Source organism: Pigmentibacter sp. JX0631, from assembly GCF_029873255.1.
In the GTDB taxonomy this organism is placed as follows: Bacteria; Bdellovibrionota_B; Oligoflexia; order Silvanigrellales; family Silvanigrellaceae; genus Silvanigrella.
The window spans coordinates 1,646,947-1,664,199 of the sequence record NZ_CP123622.1 but is presented as its reverse complement, the minus strand read 5'-3'; the positions used below and the strand labels follow the sequence as shown (position 1 = coordinate 1,664,199).

Below are 17,253 nucleotides of genomic sequence, written 5' to 3'. Positions count from 1 at the left end.
CAATTTAGGTATCTAGATTTCTAACATTTAAGGCATTAGCTTCAATAAATTCTTTTCTTGGGGGAACATCGTCACCCATTAGCATAGAAAATATATTGTCTGCTTCCATCGCATCTTCAATGGTGACCTGCAGAAATTGTCTGGTTGAAGGCTGCATAGTAGTTTCCCACAACTGTTCAGCATTCATTTCACCTAGACCTTTATAGCGTTGTATATATGCACCACTTCTACCTTCAGCAAGAAGAAATTCTCTTAATTCTATCCATGAAGTAACAGTTTTCGTTTTTTTATCATGAGAATATTTTAGAGGTAATTGAAAGGTTGTCTCTAATTGTTTAGAAAGTCTTTTTAATTCCTCGAATTCAGAAGAACTTATAAAGTCAAAATCGAATTTAAAATGATATGATTTACCAGATAACTGTAAATCAATAGTTGCAAAATATCTGTTATGTTCACTATCAAAATCAATTCTTGTATGAACATGTCCATATTTTAAGCAATGAAGATTAATTTCTTCCACAAATTTTTCAAAACCATTTTTATTATAAAATGTTTCTGGTGATATAGAAGAATGACTGCTTAAAAAATTAACAAAAACACTACTTCTTCGGCGTGAAAGAATACTTGATATTCTATTTCTTCTTTCAACACATGCTAACATATTTTTCACAACCGATATTTCTATAGCTTGTTCTTTTGCATCAAGAATAGAAGCGTCTTGCATAGCAATTTCAACGAGAAATTTTTCAAGAGCAACATCATCTTTTAAATAACGTTCCACTTTTTGTTTTTTGTATCGATATAAAGGGGGTTGAGCAATATATAAATGTCCTCTTTTTATTACTTCTTGCATTTGTCTATAAAAGAACGTTAAAAATAGTGTTCTAATATGCGCTCCATCGACGTCGGCATCTGTCATGATCACTATTTTATGGTAACGAAGTTTAGAAATATCAACATCATTATCGTGACGACCAATACCGGTTCCTAAAGCTTGAACTAATAAACGGATTTCTTGGTTAGAAAGCATTTTATCAGTTGTGGCTTTTTCAACATTTAAAATTTTACCTTTTAATGGCAATACTGCTTGAGTTTTTCTGTCTCTTCCTTGTTTTGCAGAACCACCCGCAGAATCACCTTCCACTATGAATAATTCACAATTAGCAGGGTCTCTGTCTTGACAATCAGCAATTTTCCCAGGCAATCCACCTAAATCAAGAGCACTTTTTCTTCTAGTTAATTCTTTTGCTTTTCGTGCAGCTATTCGAGCTCTGGCAGCATCTACAATTTTTGATACTACTTTCTTTGCAATATCAGGGTTTTCATGAAAATAATCTGTTAATTTTTCATTTAAAGAGCTTTCAACCAAGGTTCTGATTCTGGAATTGGCAAGTTTATTTTTAGTTTGTCCTTCAAACTGAGGATCTCTTAATTTTACATGAACAACTCCTGTAAGGCCTTCTCGAATATCATCAGGAGCTAAACCTTCTTTTAAGTTTTGGGCATTTTTATCAGCAGAAGCCAATTGATTTACTACTCTTGTAAGAGCACCTCTTAAACCAGTTAAATGCGCTCCACCTTCAATAGTATTTATATTATTTGCATATGAATAAACATTTTCTGAATATCCATCATTCCATTGTAGCGCTATTTCTACAATAGTTTCATCTTTATCAACCAGCATATAAATAGGTTTTGAGTGAATAACTACTTTGCTTCTATTTAAATATTCAACAAAGCTTACTAGCCCACCTTCATATTTAAATTCTTGGGATTTATCCTTTATTTCATCAACTAATTTTATACAAATCCCTTTGTTTAAAAAAGAAAGTTCCCTTAATCTGGAAGATAAATAGTCAAAACTAAATTCAGTAGTTTCTTGGAAAATAGTTGAGTCTGGTTTGAAAGTTGTACAAGTACCATGCGCATTAGTATCTCCAATTCTTCTAACTTCAAATTGAGGAATACCGCATTTATATTCTTGTTCGTAAACACCACCATTCTTTTTTACTTCAACTCTACAATAACTTGATAATGCATTCACAACAGAAGCACCAACTCCATGTAAACCACCTGAAGTTTTATAAATTTCATTGTCGAATTTTCCACCAGCATGTAAAATAGTCATAACAACTTCTAATGCGCTTTTACCTGATGGATGTTTATCTACAGGAATACCTCTTGCATTATCTGCAATGGTAACGCTCCCATCTAAATGCAAAGTAATGTCTATCTGTGAACCATGTCCGGCTAAATATTCATCGATTGAATTGTCTACAACTTCATAAATTAAATGATGAAGACCAACTGATCCTGTATTTCCAATATACATACCAGGTCTTTTTCTTACTGCTTCAAGACCTTCTAAAACCGTAATGTTTGAAGAACCATACCCATCATCATTCTTCTGACTATTATTTGGATCATAAACAATTGCTTTATTTTTATTAAACATAGCTCATTTCTTTAAAAAAAATTGAAAACTTAAAAACGTGCAGGAACCAAAAGATAAAATACTTCTAATCCCCTTTGACTTTCGCCAGTAATTTTAACAGGTCTGTTCATATTTTCCCAAGCAAAATTAACTCTTGATCCCGATAAAACACCTAAAATACCTATAATCAAGTGACCGTTATAGTTTACTTCAAATGGAGATGCTATAGAAGAACTCATCTCAATAACTTCTTCACCTTCCTTTTGACCAGGAGTAGAACTCGCCATAGTGAGTAATGAGTTTTCAAAATGAAATTTCATAACTTTATTTTTATCTGCAAATAATAAGGATCTTTTTACACTATCTTGGATAGACTTAAGATCTAATTGAATTTCTGTGTTGATCTGTTGAGGAATAGCTGCTTCATAGGGTGGATATTGACCCGCAATACACTTTGCAAACATTGTGTAATCATCTGCCTCTACAGAAAAAAATAATTCCTTTTCATGCCACTTCAATATGAAATCAGTATCAGGCATGATGTTTGCAACTCTTTTTAATTCATCTAAAGCTTTTTTTGGTACTAAAACCTGACTGTTATCTAAATTTAAAATTTGAATACCTTCTGTGAGTGATGCCTTTGCTAACCGTAGGGCATCACTTGCAACAGCATGTAGAACTCCTTCTGAATTTCTTTCTGCCCAAATTAAAGCACCATTAGCATAAAAGCGATTATCATCGACAGAAACGAAGTCTTTAAAACTAGATACCCAACGTTCTATAAAATTACCTTTAATTTTAATTGAAGTTCCAGCATCAGGTATATCAATTTTGCTTTGCGACTGATCGTGCACTAATTGAATTTTTGCAGAACTTCTTCCGCATTTTAATTGAATTCTTGAAGGTAATTCAGCTTTTAAAAAGACTTTAGTTGAAGGTAATTGTTTTACATAATCAGAAAATTGCTTTCCTGATACTTTAATTACACCTTGTCCCGAATATGGAGCTTCAATTTCACATTTAATTGCTAAATTATGGCTTATAGAGGAAATAATTACTTTTTTTCCTCCAGAAAAAGATAATTGTACCCATCCGATATCAGGGTCTATTTGTGCAGCACTAACTGACAATAACGCACTCGCCAATTTGTCCCTGTCAAACTCAGCTGATATTTCAGGGCTTATGCTTTGGACGTCGGATGAAAAAAAACGTTTGCTCTTTTTAAACATATGTCCACCTTTAAAAAAATTTACCTGTACGTGATTTGCTTAACCCATTGTCTACAGCTGTTCAAGCTTGATTGTTTGGGGAACTCTTCTTATACACTTAAATAGAAATTTAAAAACAAAATATTAGAAGTAGTAGTAGGTGAAGCCATTTTATGTGGATAACTTACTAATGAAGAAGTTTTTTCTTTATTAATTCAAGTGCTAAAGCATTATTTTGAGCTTGAAAATCGTGTGGATAACGTGTGGAAAACCTGTGGATAGGATGTGGAAAACTCAAAATTCATGTGGATAACATAGTGATTACTTTTTAAGCATTTGTACTTATCCACACGTTGTCCACATGTTGTCCACACGTTATCCACATACCCAAAGTGGTCGTAGAAATTCCCATAAGTGATGTTATATAATATTTTTTAGATTGGGGTTATGTGGATAACTCTGGTTTTTAATGTGGATAACTTTTTAGAAAAACATTGAAAATCATTCTAAAATATGGAAAAAATGCGAACATCCTAATGATGGATGATCTATGTGGATAACATGTGGATAAGTCTTTTAAGAACTCGAAATGAATAAAAATTTGGAGATGAATGTGGCAAAAATTGTAACTGCTTTAAAACCTGAGTCACTTGCAGAATGTTCCCAGCTTCTACAAGCAGGGGAATTAGTCGCCTTTCCAACAGAAACAGTTTATGGGCTTGGTGCAAATGCACTAAATGAAAAAGCCCTTGAAAAGATTTTTCTTGCAAAGGGTAGACCAAAATCAGATCCTCTTATTGTTCACTTAAGTGGAATGGTTCAAGCAGAAAGCTTATCAGAAATGACTGCTTTTCAAAGACAATGTTTTGACATCTTGGGGAACGAGTTTTGGCCAGGTCCTTTAACCATGATTGTGAAGGCTTCTGGTAGTGTACCAAAAATAGTAACTGCAGGAGGTGATTCTATCGCCTTAAGAATTCCTAATGGAGAAACTGCTTTAAAACTTTTGAAATTAGTTAAATTACCGATTGCTGCTCCTAGTGCGAATAAATTTGGGCATGTGAGCCCCACTACAGCGCAACATGTAATGGATGATTTAGGAAATGAAGAAAAATTAATAATTTTAGAACAAGATAAGGATTGTAATATTGGAATAGAATCTACAATTATTAAAATTATGGAAGATGATGAAATTCATTTATTACGCCCAGGCTTTATCAGTACTATTCAAATTGCTTCGATTTTAAAGAAAAATAAGATAACATTCAATCTAAAAAAAGTTAAAAAAACTGTTGTTTCGAATTCTTCTGAAAATGAAAAATTAGACTCTCCAGGGCAATTATTGACCCATTATTCACCTAATATAGAATCTTTTATTTTAGTAGATGAAAATAATAAAAATAAAGTTACAACTGAATTATTTCTAAAAAAGTATCTAAAAAAAACTATCTTAATTGACTTTAATGGGAAAAATTTAAAGTATTCTGAACAAGTTTTACAATATTATGATCTATCAATGAATGGAAATAATTTGGAAGCAAGTAAAAATTTATTTAGTTACTTGCGGAAAAGTGAAATAATTCATAATGCAGAATATATTTTATTACCTGATTTTTCTGAAGCGAGTGATGAAGAATTAATTGCTATTTATGATAGAATTTTCAGAGCAGCATCTGGTAAATATGTAACATTTAGTTAGATTGCATTAAAGCTTCTATTTTTCTTTTTATTTGCAAAAAATTACCTCTAAATTCGTCATCTTTATCCAATAGTTCTTTAACTTTTGACATTGCATGCAATACGGTTGTGTGATCTTTTTTACTAAAAGCATTAGCTATTGCAACGATTTGTAAACCTAATAATTCTTTCGCTAAAAACATAGCGATATGTCTAGCAACAACAAATTTTTGTTGACGACTTTGTCCCATTAAATCAGACATTTTTATTTGGAAATGATTTGCAACAACTTTTTGTATAGCCGTTGTATCAATTGTAGATTCCATTGATCCAGTTGGAAATCTACGTTTCAAAATTATAGTAACTGATTCTATAGTAGGACTTCTTCCTGTCATATGTTGATTCATTAGTAAGTCTTTTAATAATCCTTGAATTTCTCTAACATTTGTTTTTGCGTGCGTTGCTATTAGAAATGAAATTTCTTGATTAATTTTTAAACCTAATAAATTTGCTTTAGTTTCGATTATAGCAACTCTATCTTCAAATCCAGGCGGCTCAATATCAACTAATAAGCCTTGTAAGAACCTGCTCTTTAGTCGTTCTTCAATATTTGGAATGTCTTTAGGGAATTTATCACTTGTTATTACTATTTGCTTCCGTTTTTGGTAAAGTTCGTTAAAAGTATGGAAAAATTCTATTTGGCAAGCGTCTTTTTTCTCTAAAAATTGTATATCATCAACAAGTAAAACATCACAAGCACTATATTTCGATCGAACTTCGTCCATTTTTCCAACACGAATTCCTCGATGAATTACGTCATTAACAAAGTCTTCGCTGGTAATATAAAGGATTTTTGCATCAGGTATTTTTTGAAGTATTTCATTACCTACTGAATGTAATAGATGCGTTTTACCAAGGCCAGTAGCTCCATAAATAAATAAAGGATTTGACAGATTTCCTGGATTTTTTGCCACAGCTTCACAAGCAGAATATGCCACTAAGTTACTTTCACAACGAATAAAAGTACCAAAATTTTGAGTAGCGTCTAATGTTCTTGGTTTTTCTGAGGAAACTATTGATAAAACTTTTTCATCTGTGACTTGATTTTCATTACCTATTTCTAAATTAGAAGAAGTATTTATAGATTTTTCTAAATTAATTGTCTTATTTTTAAGTTTTTTTCTTTTATCAGTTATATAATTGTTATCATCAGGAAATAAAGTTATAGTATTTTCATTTTGTTCTTTTTTAGAATTATTTTTTACTATCTTTGAATCATGGAATGGGTGATCTTCAATTTTAAAAGAAAAATCAGCCCCCCAACATTCTCTGGCAATTTTTTCAATTTCATCAAGTTTAGGGGAAATGATGTGATCTTTGTAAAAAGGTTCAGAACAATATGATATAATAGTCTTTCCATCAACCTTTACAGGGGTTACTAATTTAGTTATTTTTGCAGCAGTTTGTTTAGATAATCCAAGCTCAACAAATCTTGAACGCAATTTATCTATAAAAACTTGATTTGAATCTTTATCTATCATGTTGGAAACCTCTTTGCGGGTTTAAGAGCCTGGAAGACTTTCGGCCCAAACACATCCCATGATTCTTACGATCGACAAACGTGAGGTCAAGTGTTTTGCTTAATTTTTGGTAAAAAATATATGAGTTCAGATTTAAAACTAATTGCGTTACTACTTGGACAATTTACATCGACAGTTGCCTTTATCGTTGTTATATGGGTTTTTGGAGATACAGAAACCGGTAAAAGTTTATTTGCCTATATTCCTATATCCACTATATATATCAAATCTTCTTTGACAGTGGTTTGTTTGTTATCTGGTTTTTATAGCGTTTATAGAAGTATTCGACTTTTAATGAAGAAGACAGATGAGGTTAATAAAAATGAGTAAATTAATTATGATTAGCCTTTTTAGTCTAGCCGCTATCCTCATTATGACTGGGGTGTTCATAAAAACGAAGTCAACGCTTTTAACCAACGGAAAAACAAGTAAAATTTTTAATAGTTTTTGGGCAATGCTTACAAAATTTACAGGATTTACTCTTTTAGCATACTTAGTCTATATATGCCCTGCCCAAAATATAATTTTTTACTTGTGTTTTTTTATTGCAACATATTTTGTCAGCTTTTTGCTCTACCTACTTGCAAGAAAAGCTTCCTTAAGGTAATTGGCTTTTGTTTGCTTTGATATTTTACGAAGGGATCCTCTATCTACATTATGAAACGTAAAATCATAAACATATTAACGTTGTTTCCAATAGTTGTTGCACAAGCAGCCTATGCAGAGTCTTCAGGAGTGCATGTTGTGAATTGGTATCATGAAATTTTAGAAAAGTTCTTTGTGTTTTTTAATCCAGATATGCCAGCTACAATAGCAAGTTTAAAAGCTGAACAATGGTCCCCAGTTTTTGCTTCTGCCTTTGCCGTACTTTTGGTTGCAGCAATAGCAGTCTTTTCTGGTTTTTCTAGTATGAAACCTGAGGAAATGTCTGATGAGGAGTTATTACCTCCGAAAAAGTTTGGTCTAAAAGCATTTCTGGAATTGTGTTGGTCTGTAGTTTCGTCAACATTAGAATCGACTATTGGCGAAAAAAATTGGATTCGTTTTGTTGGAGTTCTGGGTGGTACTTTTTTTGTGCTTATCATTTCCAACTTATCAGGTGTAATGCCTGGTTTTTCTCCTGCAACAGCAAGTATGTCTTTTACTTTTGCAGCTGCAATCGCTATTTTTGTCTACTTTAATTATTACGGTCTAAAAGAAGCTGGATTTTCATATATAAAACATTTAGCAGGTCCTGTCTTATGGATGGCTCCTTTAATGTTTCTAATTGAATTTATCAGTTTACTTTCAAGACCTGTATCTCTATCTCTTCGTATTTTTGGAAATATTTCAGGCGATCACTTTGTCTTTGCAATTTTTTCTGGACTTATGAAAGATCTTTATATTCCATTCATGCCAATACCTGCAATTTTCCTTGGTTTTGGAACTTTTGTTGCTTGCCTTCAAGCATTTATTTTTATGACCCTCAGTGCGGTCTATATTAAATTAGCTCTTGAATCCAAAGAACATCACTAACATTTTGTTCTGAAGGTTTTTGAAAATTCAAAGGATTATTGTTTTAATTTGTTCTTAACTGTTCGGAATTAAGTATAAAATGATAACTTCCTTACTCTGCAAAGAGTGATTCAAATTATTTTGAATCTTTACATGGGAACTAGAATTCTGCATGTAAACAAAAGAATAGTGGGAAAAAAATTTTTTTGTTTTAGGAGAAAGATATGAAAAGAAAATTAGCTTTAATTTCAGCTTCTGCTGCAACCGCTCTTATTGTTAGTATGCCTGCTTTAGCAAACGAAGCTGCTGCAGCCGCTGCTGATGGAATGTCTATTGGTACAGGACTAAAATTAATTGGCGCTGGATTAGCTATTGGTTTAGCGGTTGTTGGTGCTGGTCAAGGCCAAGGTCATGCTGCTAAAGGTGCATTAGAGAGTATTGGTCGCAATCCACAAGCTTATAATAAAATCTTTACACCATTCTTGTTAGCAATGGCCTTAATAGAATTCCAAGCAATTTTGGGTTTAATCATTGCTTTCTTAATTTTGGGTAAATAAAACTATTACCTATGTTTACTATAAAAGCTCAAATTCTGTGTAGGTATTTGAGCTTTTTTCTATTCCAAATCTTGACTTAAAGATATATCTTAGATAACAACAGAAAAACATATGGAGGGTTAGCTCAGTTGGTAGAGCAAGAGACTCTTAATCTCTTGGTCCAGGGTTCGAGTCCCTGACCCTTCACCATTTTATTATGACTATTGAAACTAATTACATTGGCAGATTTGCCCCCTCTCCTACTGGAGATCTTCATTTTGGATCTCTTGTTACGGCATTAGCAAGTTATATTCGTGCAAAATTTTATAAAGGGAAATGGTTACTTAGGATAGAAGATGTTGACATCTATCGCGCTCAAAAAGGTTCAGTCAATTCTATTTTAAATTCTTTATCACTCCATGGATTTGAATGGGATTCTGAAGTAATTTATCAATCTAAAAGATCTCACATTTATAGAGAATATTTGCATGAACTACTTGCTAATAAACAAGCATATGTTTGTAATTGTTCTAGAAAAGATCTTCAAAAGAACAGAAAAAATAACGAAACAGGTGAGTTTATTTATCAAGGAACCTGTTTGGATAAAAAGAATCCATTTTCAAATAATCAATCATATCGAATAAAAACAAACAGTATCAATATTTCTTTTTATGATCATTTACAAGGTTCTTATGAACAGAATATAGCAAAAGAAATAGGTGATTTTATTATTTGGCGTAAAGAGAATTTTGCTTCATATCAACTAGCAGTTGTTATTGACGATGAGCTTCAAAATGTTACTGAAATAGTTAGAGGCTATGACTTATTTTTCCAAACACCTAGACAAATTTTTCTTCAAAATGTTCTTAATTTTAAAGGAAAAGAATATGTTCATATACCATTAGTGACAAATGAATTTGGACAAAAATTATCAAAACAAAATAAAGCAAAATCATTGAATTTTTCAACTCCCCAAACTAATTTAATACAAGCACTAGATTTTCTGGGTTTAGAAAAGATTGCAATTGATGAATTAAGAAAGAATTTTAGTAGTTGTCATGAGATTATTGAGTATGCGGTTAATAATTTGAATTTCAAATTTATACAAAATATCAAAATGAAAGCACAGTAAAGTAGGTATTATATAAGTATATAATAATATTGAATTTTTTAATTATAATTAAAGGATTCATTCTTCTAAATTTAATACTAAATATTAATATTATTAGATATTTAATAAAAGTATTAGATTAAATTAATACATTTTTAATTACTATGTAATCAAGTTTTACTTAAAATAAATGGTAATTCTTTGTTATATAATATCATATAACAAATTCATTTGGTGCTAAATGAAGAATACTAAATTAAAACGTATTTTAGCCATATTTTGTATTATTTTAACTTCTTTCCTACAGTTTCAATCTTATGTTTATGCAATTAATATTTCTAAAGTTACGGAAGTAATTTATGGAAATGATACAAAAATATCTAGATCAAAGGCTTTAGCACAAAGTCAAAATACTGGAAGTTCTTCAAGTAACGCATTAAATACAAATAACTTAAGTGATGCAAATAATTTTAAAGATTTAACAAAAAATGTAGATCCTAGGACTGGCGCATTAAATATTAGTTATAATATTGGTAATATATCAGGCCCAGGATATGAATCTCCATCTATTGATTTAAAAATAGTATATTCATCACTAGCAAACAATAGTGATAGATTCGGCTTAGGAAAAGGCTGGTTTTGGAACTTAACTTACTTCGATTCAAAAACAAGTATGCTATATTTATCAAATGGAAGTTCATACAAATTAGATTTAGGAAAATCAGTTTTAAAATACTATAAATTAAAAGATTTAGTAGTTAATGTGAATCAAAATAGTATTGTTTTAAAATATAAAGATGGAAAAACAGAAATAATTGACAAAGTTTATGGTAATCTTCAATCAATAACTAATTTAGAAGGACTAGTAGTTAATTTTTCTTACACAAATTCAAATTACTTAGAAAAAATATACTATAAAAGTAGCTTAACAAATTCTGAGATAAATTCTCTTGAAGTTTCATATATAGGTAATGCATTAGTAGAAATTAAAGTTAATAATGGCAATAATTCTATAGTAACAAAAGTAGAAAAATCTGCTAATAAAAACTTATTAACTTCATTAACTAATCCATTAAAGCAATCTATGTCTTTTCAATATAATTCTGAAAAAGAAGATGATTTTTCTACTGATTATTTAGTAACAAAAATAAATTATCCTACAGGTACCTCTGTTTTAATAAATTATTTGAAAGGCGGATTAAATTCTTCTAAAAAAGGAATATCATTCCCTGCTGTTTCCAAAATAAATACTACATTTTTATCAATTACAAAAAATGTTGAAGGAATATCTACTCTCAATGATTCTATTTCTTATGAATATAACCAAGATGTTTCAAACTATTTAGGAAAAGGTTTCAATGGTTATAAAGAAGGTGAAGACGCCTTATTTCAAACACCTAATTCTTATACTTATTCAACAATAGAAATAAAAAATGCTCCTAATCACGAGAAAATAAGAACGATAAGAAACTATAATCACTATCATCAAATTTTGACAGAAACAGTTAAACAAAATGATGAAATAGTAAAAATAAAAGAGTTTTCTTATCAAGATTGGGAAAATAAAAATTTTGATAGTTTGAGCGCAAGTTATAATCTTCCAGTAGAAATAAAAACTACTTACAAAAGTTCATTAGGCAAACGAGTCGAAAATTATAAATATCAATATGATGAGTATGGAAATATTTTGCAAATCATTGAGCCAACAGGAATTATAAAAAATTATAAATATTTTGCAAAAGAAAAAACGAATAGTGATTTTGTATTTTTACTTGAAAGAGAAGTGACTTCTTCCAATAATGACAAAAGATCTATTGTTACAGAATACTCCTATGAGGATTTTTCTAATAATATTGGTTTAAATAAACAAAGATTAAAAGCTAAAATAACTAGAACTAGTGATTTTGTTTGTAAATCAAATGACTCGGAATGTGGTAAAGTAATTAAAACCGAATTAATGAGTTATTCAAAAAATATAGGTAATGTAAATAGTATAGTAAAGCCTTTTTCTCTTCCTCTATATGTTAAAACATTTGCAGGAAACAATGGGAAATGTAAAATCAATATAAAAAACACAAATTATAGTGTGCAAAATAATTATACTTTAACTGAAAATTATTATTATAATAATTCACTGCAATTGTTGGCAAAAGAATCATCTAAAGTTAATATATTCAGTAAAAAAGAAACTGAAAAAACAGATTTAAATGGGATTAATGTAAAATATCAGTATGATGATTTAGGAAGAATGGTAAAAGAAGAAATTAAGCCAAATATAACTGGAAATTCCTTAATAACTTATTTTTCTTATTTTCTAAATGACAGTACATATGGTCTAGGTTATGGCTCATCGGTTGTAATGTTTAAAAATCCAAATGGATATAGTGGTTATACAGTTTATGACTCGTTAGGAAAAGAAATTCAATTGTATAATTCAACCGGTTCTTCTGGAAATTATTCACTGATTAAAACGAATAGTTACTCAAATGAAGGATTCAAAGATAGTGAAACTATCTTTGAAAGTGATTTAAATGGAAATATTTCTGCATTAAAAAAACAAATATACTACGATTTTTTTGGTAGGGAAAAAAATATTGTTCTTCCTTCTGGAGAAACCCAAGTTTCAATGGTTGATGATGGATTAAATACAAGAGAAACTTATGTCATAGCTAGAAATGGAGAATATTCACCAATAAAAATTGAATATTTGGATTTAAATTACAAACCTGTAAAAACTGAAATATTAGATGGGTCAAGAAATTTATTTAGTAAAAGTATAAATAAGTATGATGATTTTGGTAATATGATTCAGAGTATAGATGTTAATGGAAATTCAATTCAATATGTTTACAATTCTTTTAATCAAAAAATTAAAGAAATATTTAAAGATGGTCGTTCAATAGTATATAATTATGATCCACTATTTACTGATAAATTATCAAATATGTCTGTAATATCTAATGATGGTAAAATATTTAATTTAGGTAATAGAGAATTCGATTCGATTGGAATGCTAATCTCTGAAAAAGATGCTTTTAATAAAGAAATAAAATATTCATATGACATTTATGGTAACTTAATTTCTAAAACAAATAAATCAGGAAAAATAATAAAATATTCTTATAATGGTTTTAATAAAGTAGTTAAAACTGAAGTAGTAGGAGAAGATTCTAAGTATTCTTCATCATTTATTTACGATAGTTTAACCCAGAATTTGACAAAAATGTTAGATTCAAATGGAGAAACAAACTACATATATTATTTAGATGGAAAAATAAAACAAATCAGTTATATTAATAATAAAAGCATTTCTTACAAATATAGTCAAACAGGCTTGCTTTTAAGTATAAAAGATATAAATAATTTAATTTCAAATTACTATTATGATACATTTTCAAATAAGTTAAATAAAGCAGAATTTATTAGTAGTAATGGGAATTCTGAAACTGAAGAATTTTTATACGACAATTTTGGAAGACTAAAAACTAAAATTATGGCTAATAATATACAAGTTGATTATACTTATAATTCAATGTCATTATTAAGCAATATGAAATATTCAAATTCAAATGAGATTATTTTAAGTTATGATTATCAGTATACTGTAAACCTTAATATTTCTTCAAGAATAAGAAAAAGTAGCAGTTCAGATAAATATGATGCTAATGAGCAATATAGTTACGATTTTATGAATAATCTATCGAATTATAATTGTGATGGCTCTTTATGTCCAAAAGATCAAACTGGAAATCAAATTAGTTCAGAAGATTATACTTTCGATTCTTTAAATAATATTAAAACTGTAAATATAAAATACAAAAATAATGAAAATAATTTTTTATCATATGAATATAATAAACAAGATGGAATAAGATTGGATTCTTTAAAAGTTAGTGGAAGTAAAAATTATATTGGAAACTTTGACTACGATGCTGATGGAAATATGATTAAAGATGCTGATGGAAATATTATGAAGTATTCACCATTTCAACGTTTAATTTCTTTCACAGATAAAATTGGAAATTCTACTTCATATAATTATAACGGATTAGGTGAGCTATATTCTCAAATAGATCCTTCTGGAAATAAAAGTTTTTACTACTTTAATGGGAATAGATTAATTAATGAAAGTAAAAATGCTGAAGTAACTAGTTACTTGCAAATAAATGGGTATGTAGTCGGGAAAAATATAGATTCAAAATTTCAATTTTACCTATTAGATCAGGCTAGAAGTATAGTTAAAATATATGATAACGGTAAACTTCTTAGTGATAATTATGTTTACACACCCTATGGAGAAAGATCTAACCTTTCAAATTCTAGTGAGAAAAAACTTGAAACCATTGGCTTTAATGGAGAGACAACTGATCAAAATTCTGGATATCAGTTTTTAGGAAAAGGTTATAGAGCATATAACCCATCTTTGGGAAGATTTATGCAATATGATTCAAATTCACCTTATGGAAAAGGTGGCTTTAATGGTTACATATTTGCTGAAAATAATCCCATCATGAAATTTGATCCAACAGGAGAAAGTTCATCTAATATTGTATTTGGATTAGGAATTGGCTTTTCAATACTTGGAATTATTTTTTCAATAGTTACCTTAGGTACAACTTTAGCACCTGCTATTGCTGGAACAGCTGCTTTAACAGCAACTGATATCGCTGTATCGGCAGCTTCAGTTGCTGGATTGGCATCAAGTGCTATTGGGATGACTGGACAAATTTATGGAAGAAAGTCAGCTAATGCTGCAGAAGCTGGGAATAAAGCAGATGCAGATCACTATGGCAATATATCACATATATTAGGCTGGACTGGATTTGCTTTAGGTATGGCAGCTTCTTTTACGGGGGTTGGCTTAGATATTGCTGCTTTAAGGGCTGGACCAACTGCTGCAACAGATGGAGTTGTGAGCTTAACAGCAAAAGCAAAATTGCCAAGCAATTATCTCCCTGAAATGTATAATGTTTTCAAACCAATAGTAAATAGCTCTGTTTTAACAGGAGTGAAAAAAGTTTCAGGATATATTAGTGATTTAGCATGGGCTGGAGGGAAAGGTTTTGGAGAGGTAGCTCGAAACTATTCTAAAGAAGGTAATAAAGAAAAAGCTGATTACTATTCCAAAATATCCTCAGAAATATTTTGGCTTTTGATGGGAGCTGGAGGTGTATCTACAGCCGTTACTATATTAAGAAAACCTGGCGATACAATGGATTACTTAAATAAAATGAGAAATAATGAGACTGTAAAATAATACCATAACCACGGCGTTTGTTTTGAAAAATTAATAATAAATTTTATTGACTTATAAGATAAACTTAAATATAAATGTGTAACCTTTTCAAATTAAATAAAACAACATACTTTTCTTTTAATTATTTGAATTGGCATACAATCAAAAGGAAAAAATTATGAAAAATAAAATTGTTTTAATAGCACTTATGACTTTGTTTTCTTTAAATGTTTATGCTTCTAGTAGCAATAAAGATGAGGGTTTTAGATCGACAGAAACTCAAAAATATTCCAGTAAAGGGAAGAAAAATATGATGTGTTCCCTTAAAGGTGACTGCTAACAATAGTAAAATAAATTTTAAAAATCAAAATAAAATTCTTCCCAAAAAATTGCATCTTACCTCCTTAATCATCTAAACTAAATAAAATATTATTTTTAGCAATGGATGATTTATGTTGAAATTTATAATAATTATAATTACATTAACTTCTTCTATTGCTTTTTGTATTAATGATAATAATGAAAAAAAAAATCCAGAAGAAGTCAGTTTTTGGGATGGAGAATGGTATTTTTCTTGGGGGTACAACAGAGATTATTGGTATCCAAGTGACATTCATGTTTCACAACCAGCTTTAGGTAACGACTTTGTTGTTCATAATGTAAGAGCCGAAGATTTTCCTGAGTGGACTGATGGTGTATGGAATAAGGATATTTCTGAACCTCAGTATAGTTTAAGAATAGGCCATTTTTTTGATTCAGATAGATCTTGGGGAGTTGAATTTAATTACGACCACACTAAGTATTCTTCTTATAATGAACAATATGCTAGAGTGTCAGGAATGATAAATGGAACTTACATAGATTCAATCCAATTGTTAACTACAAGTTACTTTCGTTATCATCTGCACAATGGTGCAAATCACGTCATGATTAATTTGGTTAAAAGATTTCCAGTATTATTTGAGATTAATGAAACTCATAGTATAGCTTTATTAGTCAAAGTGGGTGGAGGTATTATGCTTCCGCATTCTGAAAATACAATTTTAGGACAATATAATCGAGTTGGTTCCAAAGAAATGACAAATTATTTTGGAACCAATAAAGGTTGGTGGCAATTAAACGGATGGACTGTTGGAATAGAAATTGCTTTACGATATGTTTTTTATAAACCATTTTATTTTGAATTTAGTAACAAAGAAGCTTATTCTAAATTATATAATATACCTGTTTATAAAGGAACAGCAGAACAATCTTTATGGATGAATGAGTTTATATTTAGCCTAGGTTATACTTATGATAGTTTTAATTAATATGTTCTAATTAAACTTCATCAAAAAAATCATGTTCATCTACATTATCAGGAACAAATCCATTATTATTAGGATTTATTCCATTATCATTAACTGTGTCAGTGGGGATATTTCCGTTATTTAATAATGGAATTTCATATATCTTAATATTGCAACTACTATTTGTAAAATTCAAGCTTATATTAAAGTCTAAATCAAAATTTGAAATCCCTTTTATTGTTGAATTATCATTAGAAATAGAATCATCTATTTCAATATCAACATTTTCTAATAATCTTGAAATCACTCTGTTATTTTTATTATCTATTATATTTACTTTATGAATTATTAATTTACAATCATCATTTTTAGATAAATTTAATTCAATGTTTTTATTTTGGTCATTAATACCATTTAAATTCCATGAAATATTTTTCAAGTTAGAATTGCATTGATCTGTAAATGTTCCTTCAAGATTTACAGAATAATTACTTTTTGCAAGGAATTTAGTATGTGAATAATTTAATTTGATTGAATCTTTTTTAGAATTATTTTCACTTTTACCACAAGAAATAAAAACAATTGAAATTAGAAAAAAGGAAAATTTATTTATATATTTCATTTATATACCATTAAGTTGTATTTTTTAATTTGTTTAAATTCATGGAAAATTTTTCCATGAATTTGA

The 17,253-nt window shown here is 29.5% G+C and carries 12 protein-coding genes and 1 tRNA gene; 9 read left to right on the top strand and 4 right to left on the bottom strand.

All coding sequences use genetic code 11. The features are described 5' to 3' along the window. Positions 1 to 4 precede the first annotated feature (4 nt). Together gyrB and QEJ31_RS07255 are read right to left on the bottom strand one after the other, a co-directional pair. Positions 5 to 2,455 (bottom strand): DNA topoisomerase (ATP-hydrolyzing) subunit B, encoded by a 2,451-nt coding sequence (gene gyrB / locus QEJ31_RS07260; RefSeq protein WP_280593118.1) that lies wholly within the window; start codon positions 2,453 to 2,455, stop codon positions 5 to 7. A 29-nt stretch (positions 2,456 to 2,484) separates the two neighbouring features. Beyond that, positions 2,485 to 3,663, bottom strand: coding sequence for a DNA polymerase III subunit beta (locus tag QEJ31_RS07255; protein ID WP_280593117.1), 1,179 nt, complete (start codon positions 3,661 to 3,663; stop codon positions 2,485 to 2,487). Between the two features lie 592 nt (positions 3,664 to 4,255). On the opposite strand from QEJ31_RS07255, the gene QEJ31_RS07250 reads away from it, so the two are divergent. After that, on the top strand, positions 4,256 to 5,341 hold the full coding sequence (locus QEJ31_RS07250) for an L-threonylcarbamoyladenylate synthase (protein WP_280593116.1): 1,086 nt from the start codon (positions 4,256 to 4,258) through the stop codon (positions 5,339 to 5,341). Here QEJ31_RS07250 and dnaA read toward each other — a convergent pair. Continuing rightward, positions 5,334 to 6,860: a chromosomal replication initiator protein DnaA gene (gene dnaA, locus QEJ31_RS07245; RefSeq protein ID WP_280593115.1), complete on the bottom strand. Its 1,527-nt coding sequence runs from the start codon at positions 6,858 to 6,860 to the stop codon at positions 5,334 to 5,336. The genes QEJ31_RS07250 and dnaA overlap by 8 nt on opposite strands. Positions 6,861 to 6,980: 120 nt before the next feature. Here dnaA and QEJ31_RS07240 point away from each other — a divergent pair, with 120 nt between their 5' ends. The 8 genes from QEJ31_RS07240 to QEJ31_RS07205 all read left to right on the top strand — a co-directional run bounded on the left by QEJ31_RS07240 (position 6,981) and on the right by QEJ31_RS07205 (position 16,586). Next, a complete protein-coding gene (locus QEJ31_RS07240) occupies positions 6,981 to 7,229 on the top strand; it encodes a hypothetical protein (RefSeq protein ID WP_280593114.1) in 249 nt (82 codons plus the stop codon). Positions 7,230 to 7,556: 327 nt separating this feature from the next. Further along, complete coding sequence (gene atpB, locus QEJ31_RS07235) at positions 7,557 to 8,414, top strand: F0F1 ATP synthase subunit A (protein WP_280593113.1); 858 nt, start codon at positions 7,557 to 7,559, stop codon at positions 8,412 to 8,414. 203 nt (positions 8,415 to 8,617) lie between these two features. Beyond that, positions 8,618 to 8,950, top strand: coding sequence for an ATP synthase F0 subunit C (locus tag QEJ31_RS07230; protein ID WP_280593112.1), 333 nt, complete (start codon positions 8,618 to 8,620; stop codon positions 8,948 to 8,950). Positions 8,951 to 9,063: 113 nt separating this feature from the next. Next, positions 9,064 to 9,139: transfer RNA gene (locus QEJ31_RS07225), tRNA-Lys, on the top strand. 7 nt (positions 9,140 to 9,146) lie between these two features. After that, complete coding sequence (gluQRS, locus tag QEJ31_RS07220) at positions 9,147 to 10,061, top strand: tRNA glutamyl-Q(34) synthetase GluQRS (protein WP_280593111.1); 915 nt, start codon at positions 9,147 to 9,149, stop codon at positions 10,059 to 10,061. Positions 10,062 to 10,281: 220 nt separating this feature from the next. Further along, positions 10,282 to 15,297 (top strand): RHS repeat-associated core domain-containing protein, encoded by a 5,016-nt coding sequence (locus QEJ31_RS07215; RefSeq protein ID WP_280593110.1) that lies wholly within the window; start codon positions 10,282 to 10,284, stop codon positions 15,295 to 15,297. 157 nt (positions 15,298 to 15,454) lie between these two features. Further along, a complete protein-coding gene (locus QEJ31_RS07210) occupies positions 15,455 to 15,616 on the top strand; it encodes a hypothetical protein (protein ID WP_280593109.1) in 162 nt (53 codons plus the stop codon). A gap of 112 nt (positions 15,617 to 15,728) precedes the next feature. Beyond that, positions 15,729 to 16,586 carry a hypothetical protein gene (locus tag QEJ31_RS07205; protein WP_280593108.1) on the top strand — a complete coding sequence of 286 codons (858 nt, stop codon included), beginning with the start codon at positions 15,729 to 15,731 and terminating at the stop codon, positions 16,584 to 16,586. 10 nt (positions 16,587 to 16,596) lie between these two features. Here the strand turns inward: QEJ31_RS07205 and QEJ31_RS07200 are convergent, their stop codons facing one another. Then, a complete protein-coding gene (locus QEJ31_RS07200) occupies positions 16,597 to 17,187 on the bottom strand; it encodes a hypothetical protein (RefSeq protein ID WP_280593107.1) in 591 nt (196 codons plus the stop codon). Positions 17,188 to 17,253 lie beyond the last annotated feature (66 nt).

Bases quoted from the DNA above. Each gene is read 5' to 3' on its own strand.
- gyrB (WP_280593118.1), bottom strand. From the start codon at position 2,455: ATGTTTAATAAAAATAAAGCAATTGTTTATGATCCAAATAATAGTCAG.
- QEJ31_RS07255 (WP_280593117.1), bottom strand. From the start codon at position 3,663: ATGTTTAAAAAGAGCAAACGTTTTTTTTCATCCGACGTCCAAAGCATA.
- dnaA (WP_280593115.1), bottom strand. From the start codon at position 6,860: ATGATAGATAAAGATTCAAATCAAGTTTTTATAGATAAATTGCGTTCA.
- QEJ31_RS07240 (WP_280593114.1), top strand. From the start codon at position 6,981: ATGAGTTCAGATTTAAAACTAATTGCGTTACTACTTGGACAATTTACA.
- atpB (WP_280593113.1), top strand. From the start codon at position 7,557: ATGAAACGTAAAATCATAAACATATTAACGTTGTTTCCAATAGTTGTT.
- QEJ31_RS07230 (WP_280593112.1), top strand. From the start codon at position 8,618: ATGAAAAGAAAATTAGCTTTAATTTCAGCTTCTGCTGCAACCGCTCTT.
- gluQRS (WP_280593111.1), top strand. From the start codon at position 9,147: ATGACTATTGAAACTAATTACATTGGCAGATTTGCCCCCTCTCCTACT.
- QEJ31_RS07215 (WP_280593110.1), top strand. From the start codon at position 10,282: ATGAAGAATACTAAATTAAAACGTATTTTAGCCATATTTTGTATTATT.
- QEJ31_RS07210 (WP_280593109.1), top strand. From the start codon at position 15,455: ATGAAAAATAAAATTGTTTTAATAGCACTTATGACTTTGTTTTCTTTA.
- QEJ31_RS07205 (WP_280593108.1), top strand. From the start codon at position 15,729: ATGTTGAAATTTATAATAATTATAATTACATTAACTTCTTCTATTGCT.
- QEJ31_RS07200 (WP_280593107.1), bottom strand. From the start codon at position 17,187: ATGAAATATATAAATAAATTTTCCTTTTTTCTAATTTCAATTGTTTTT.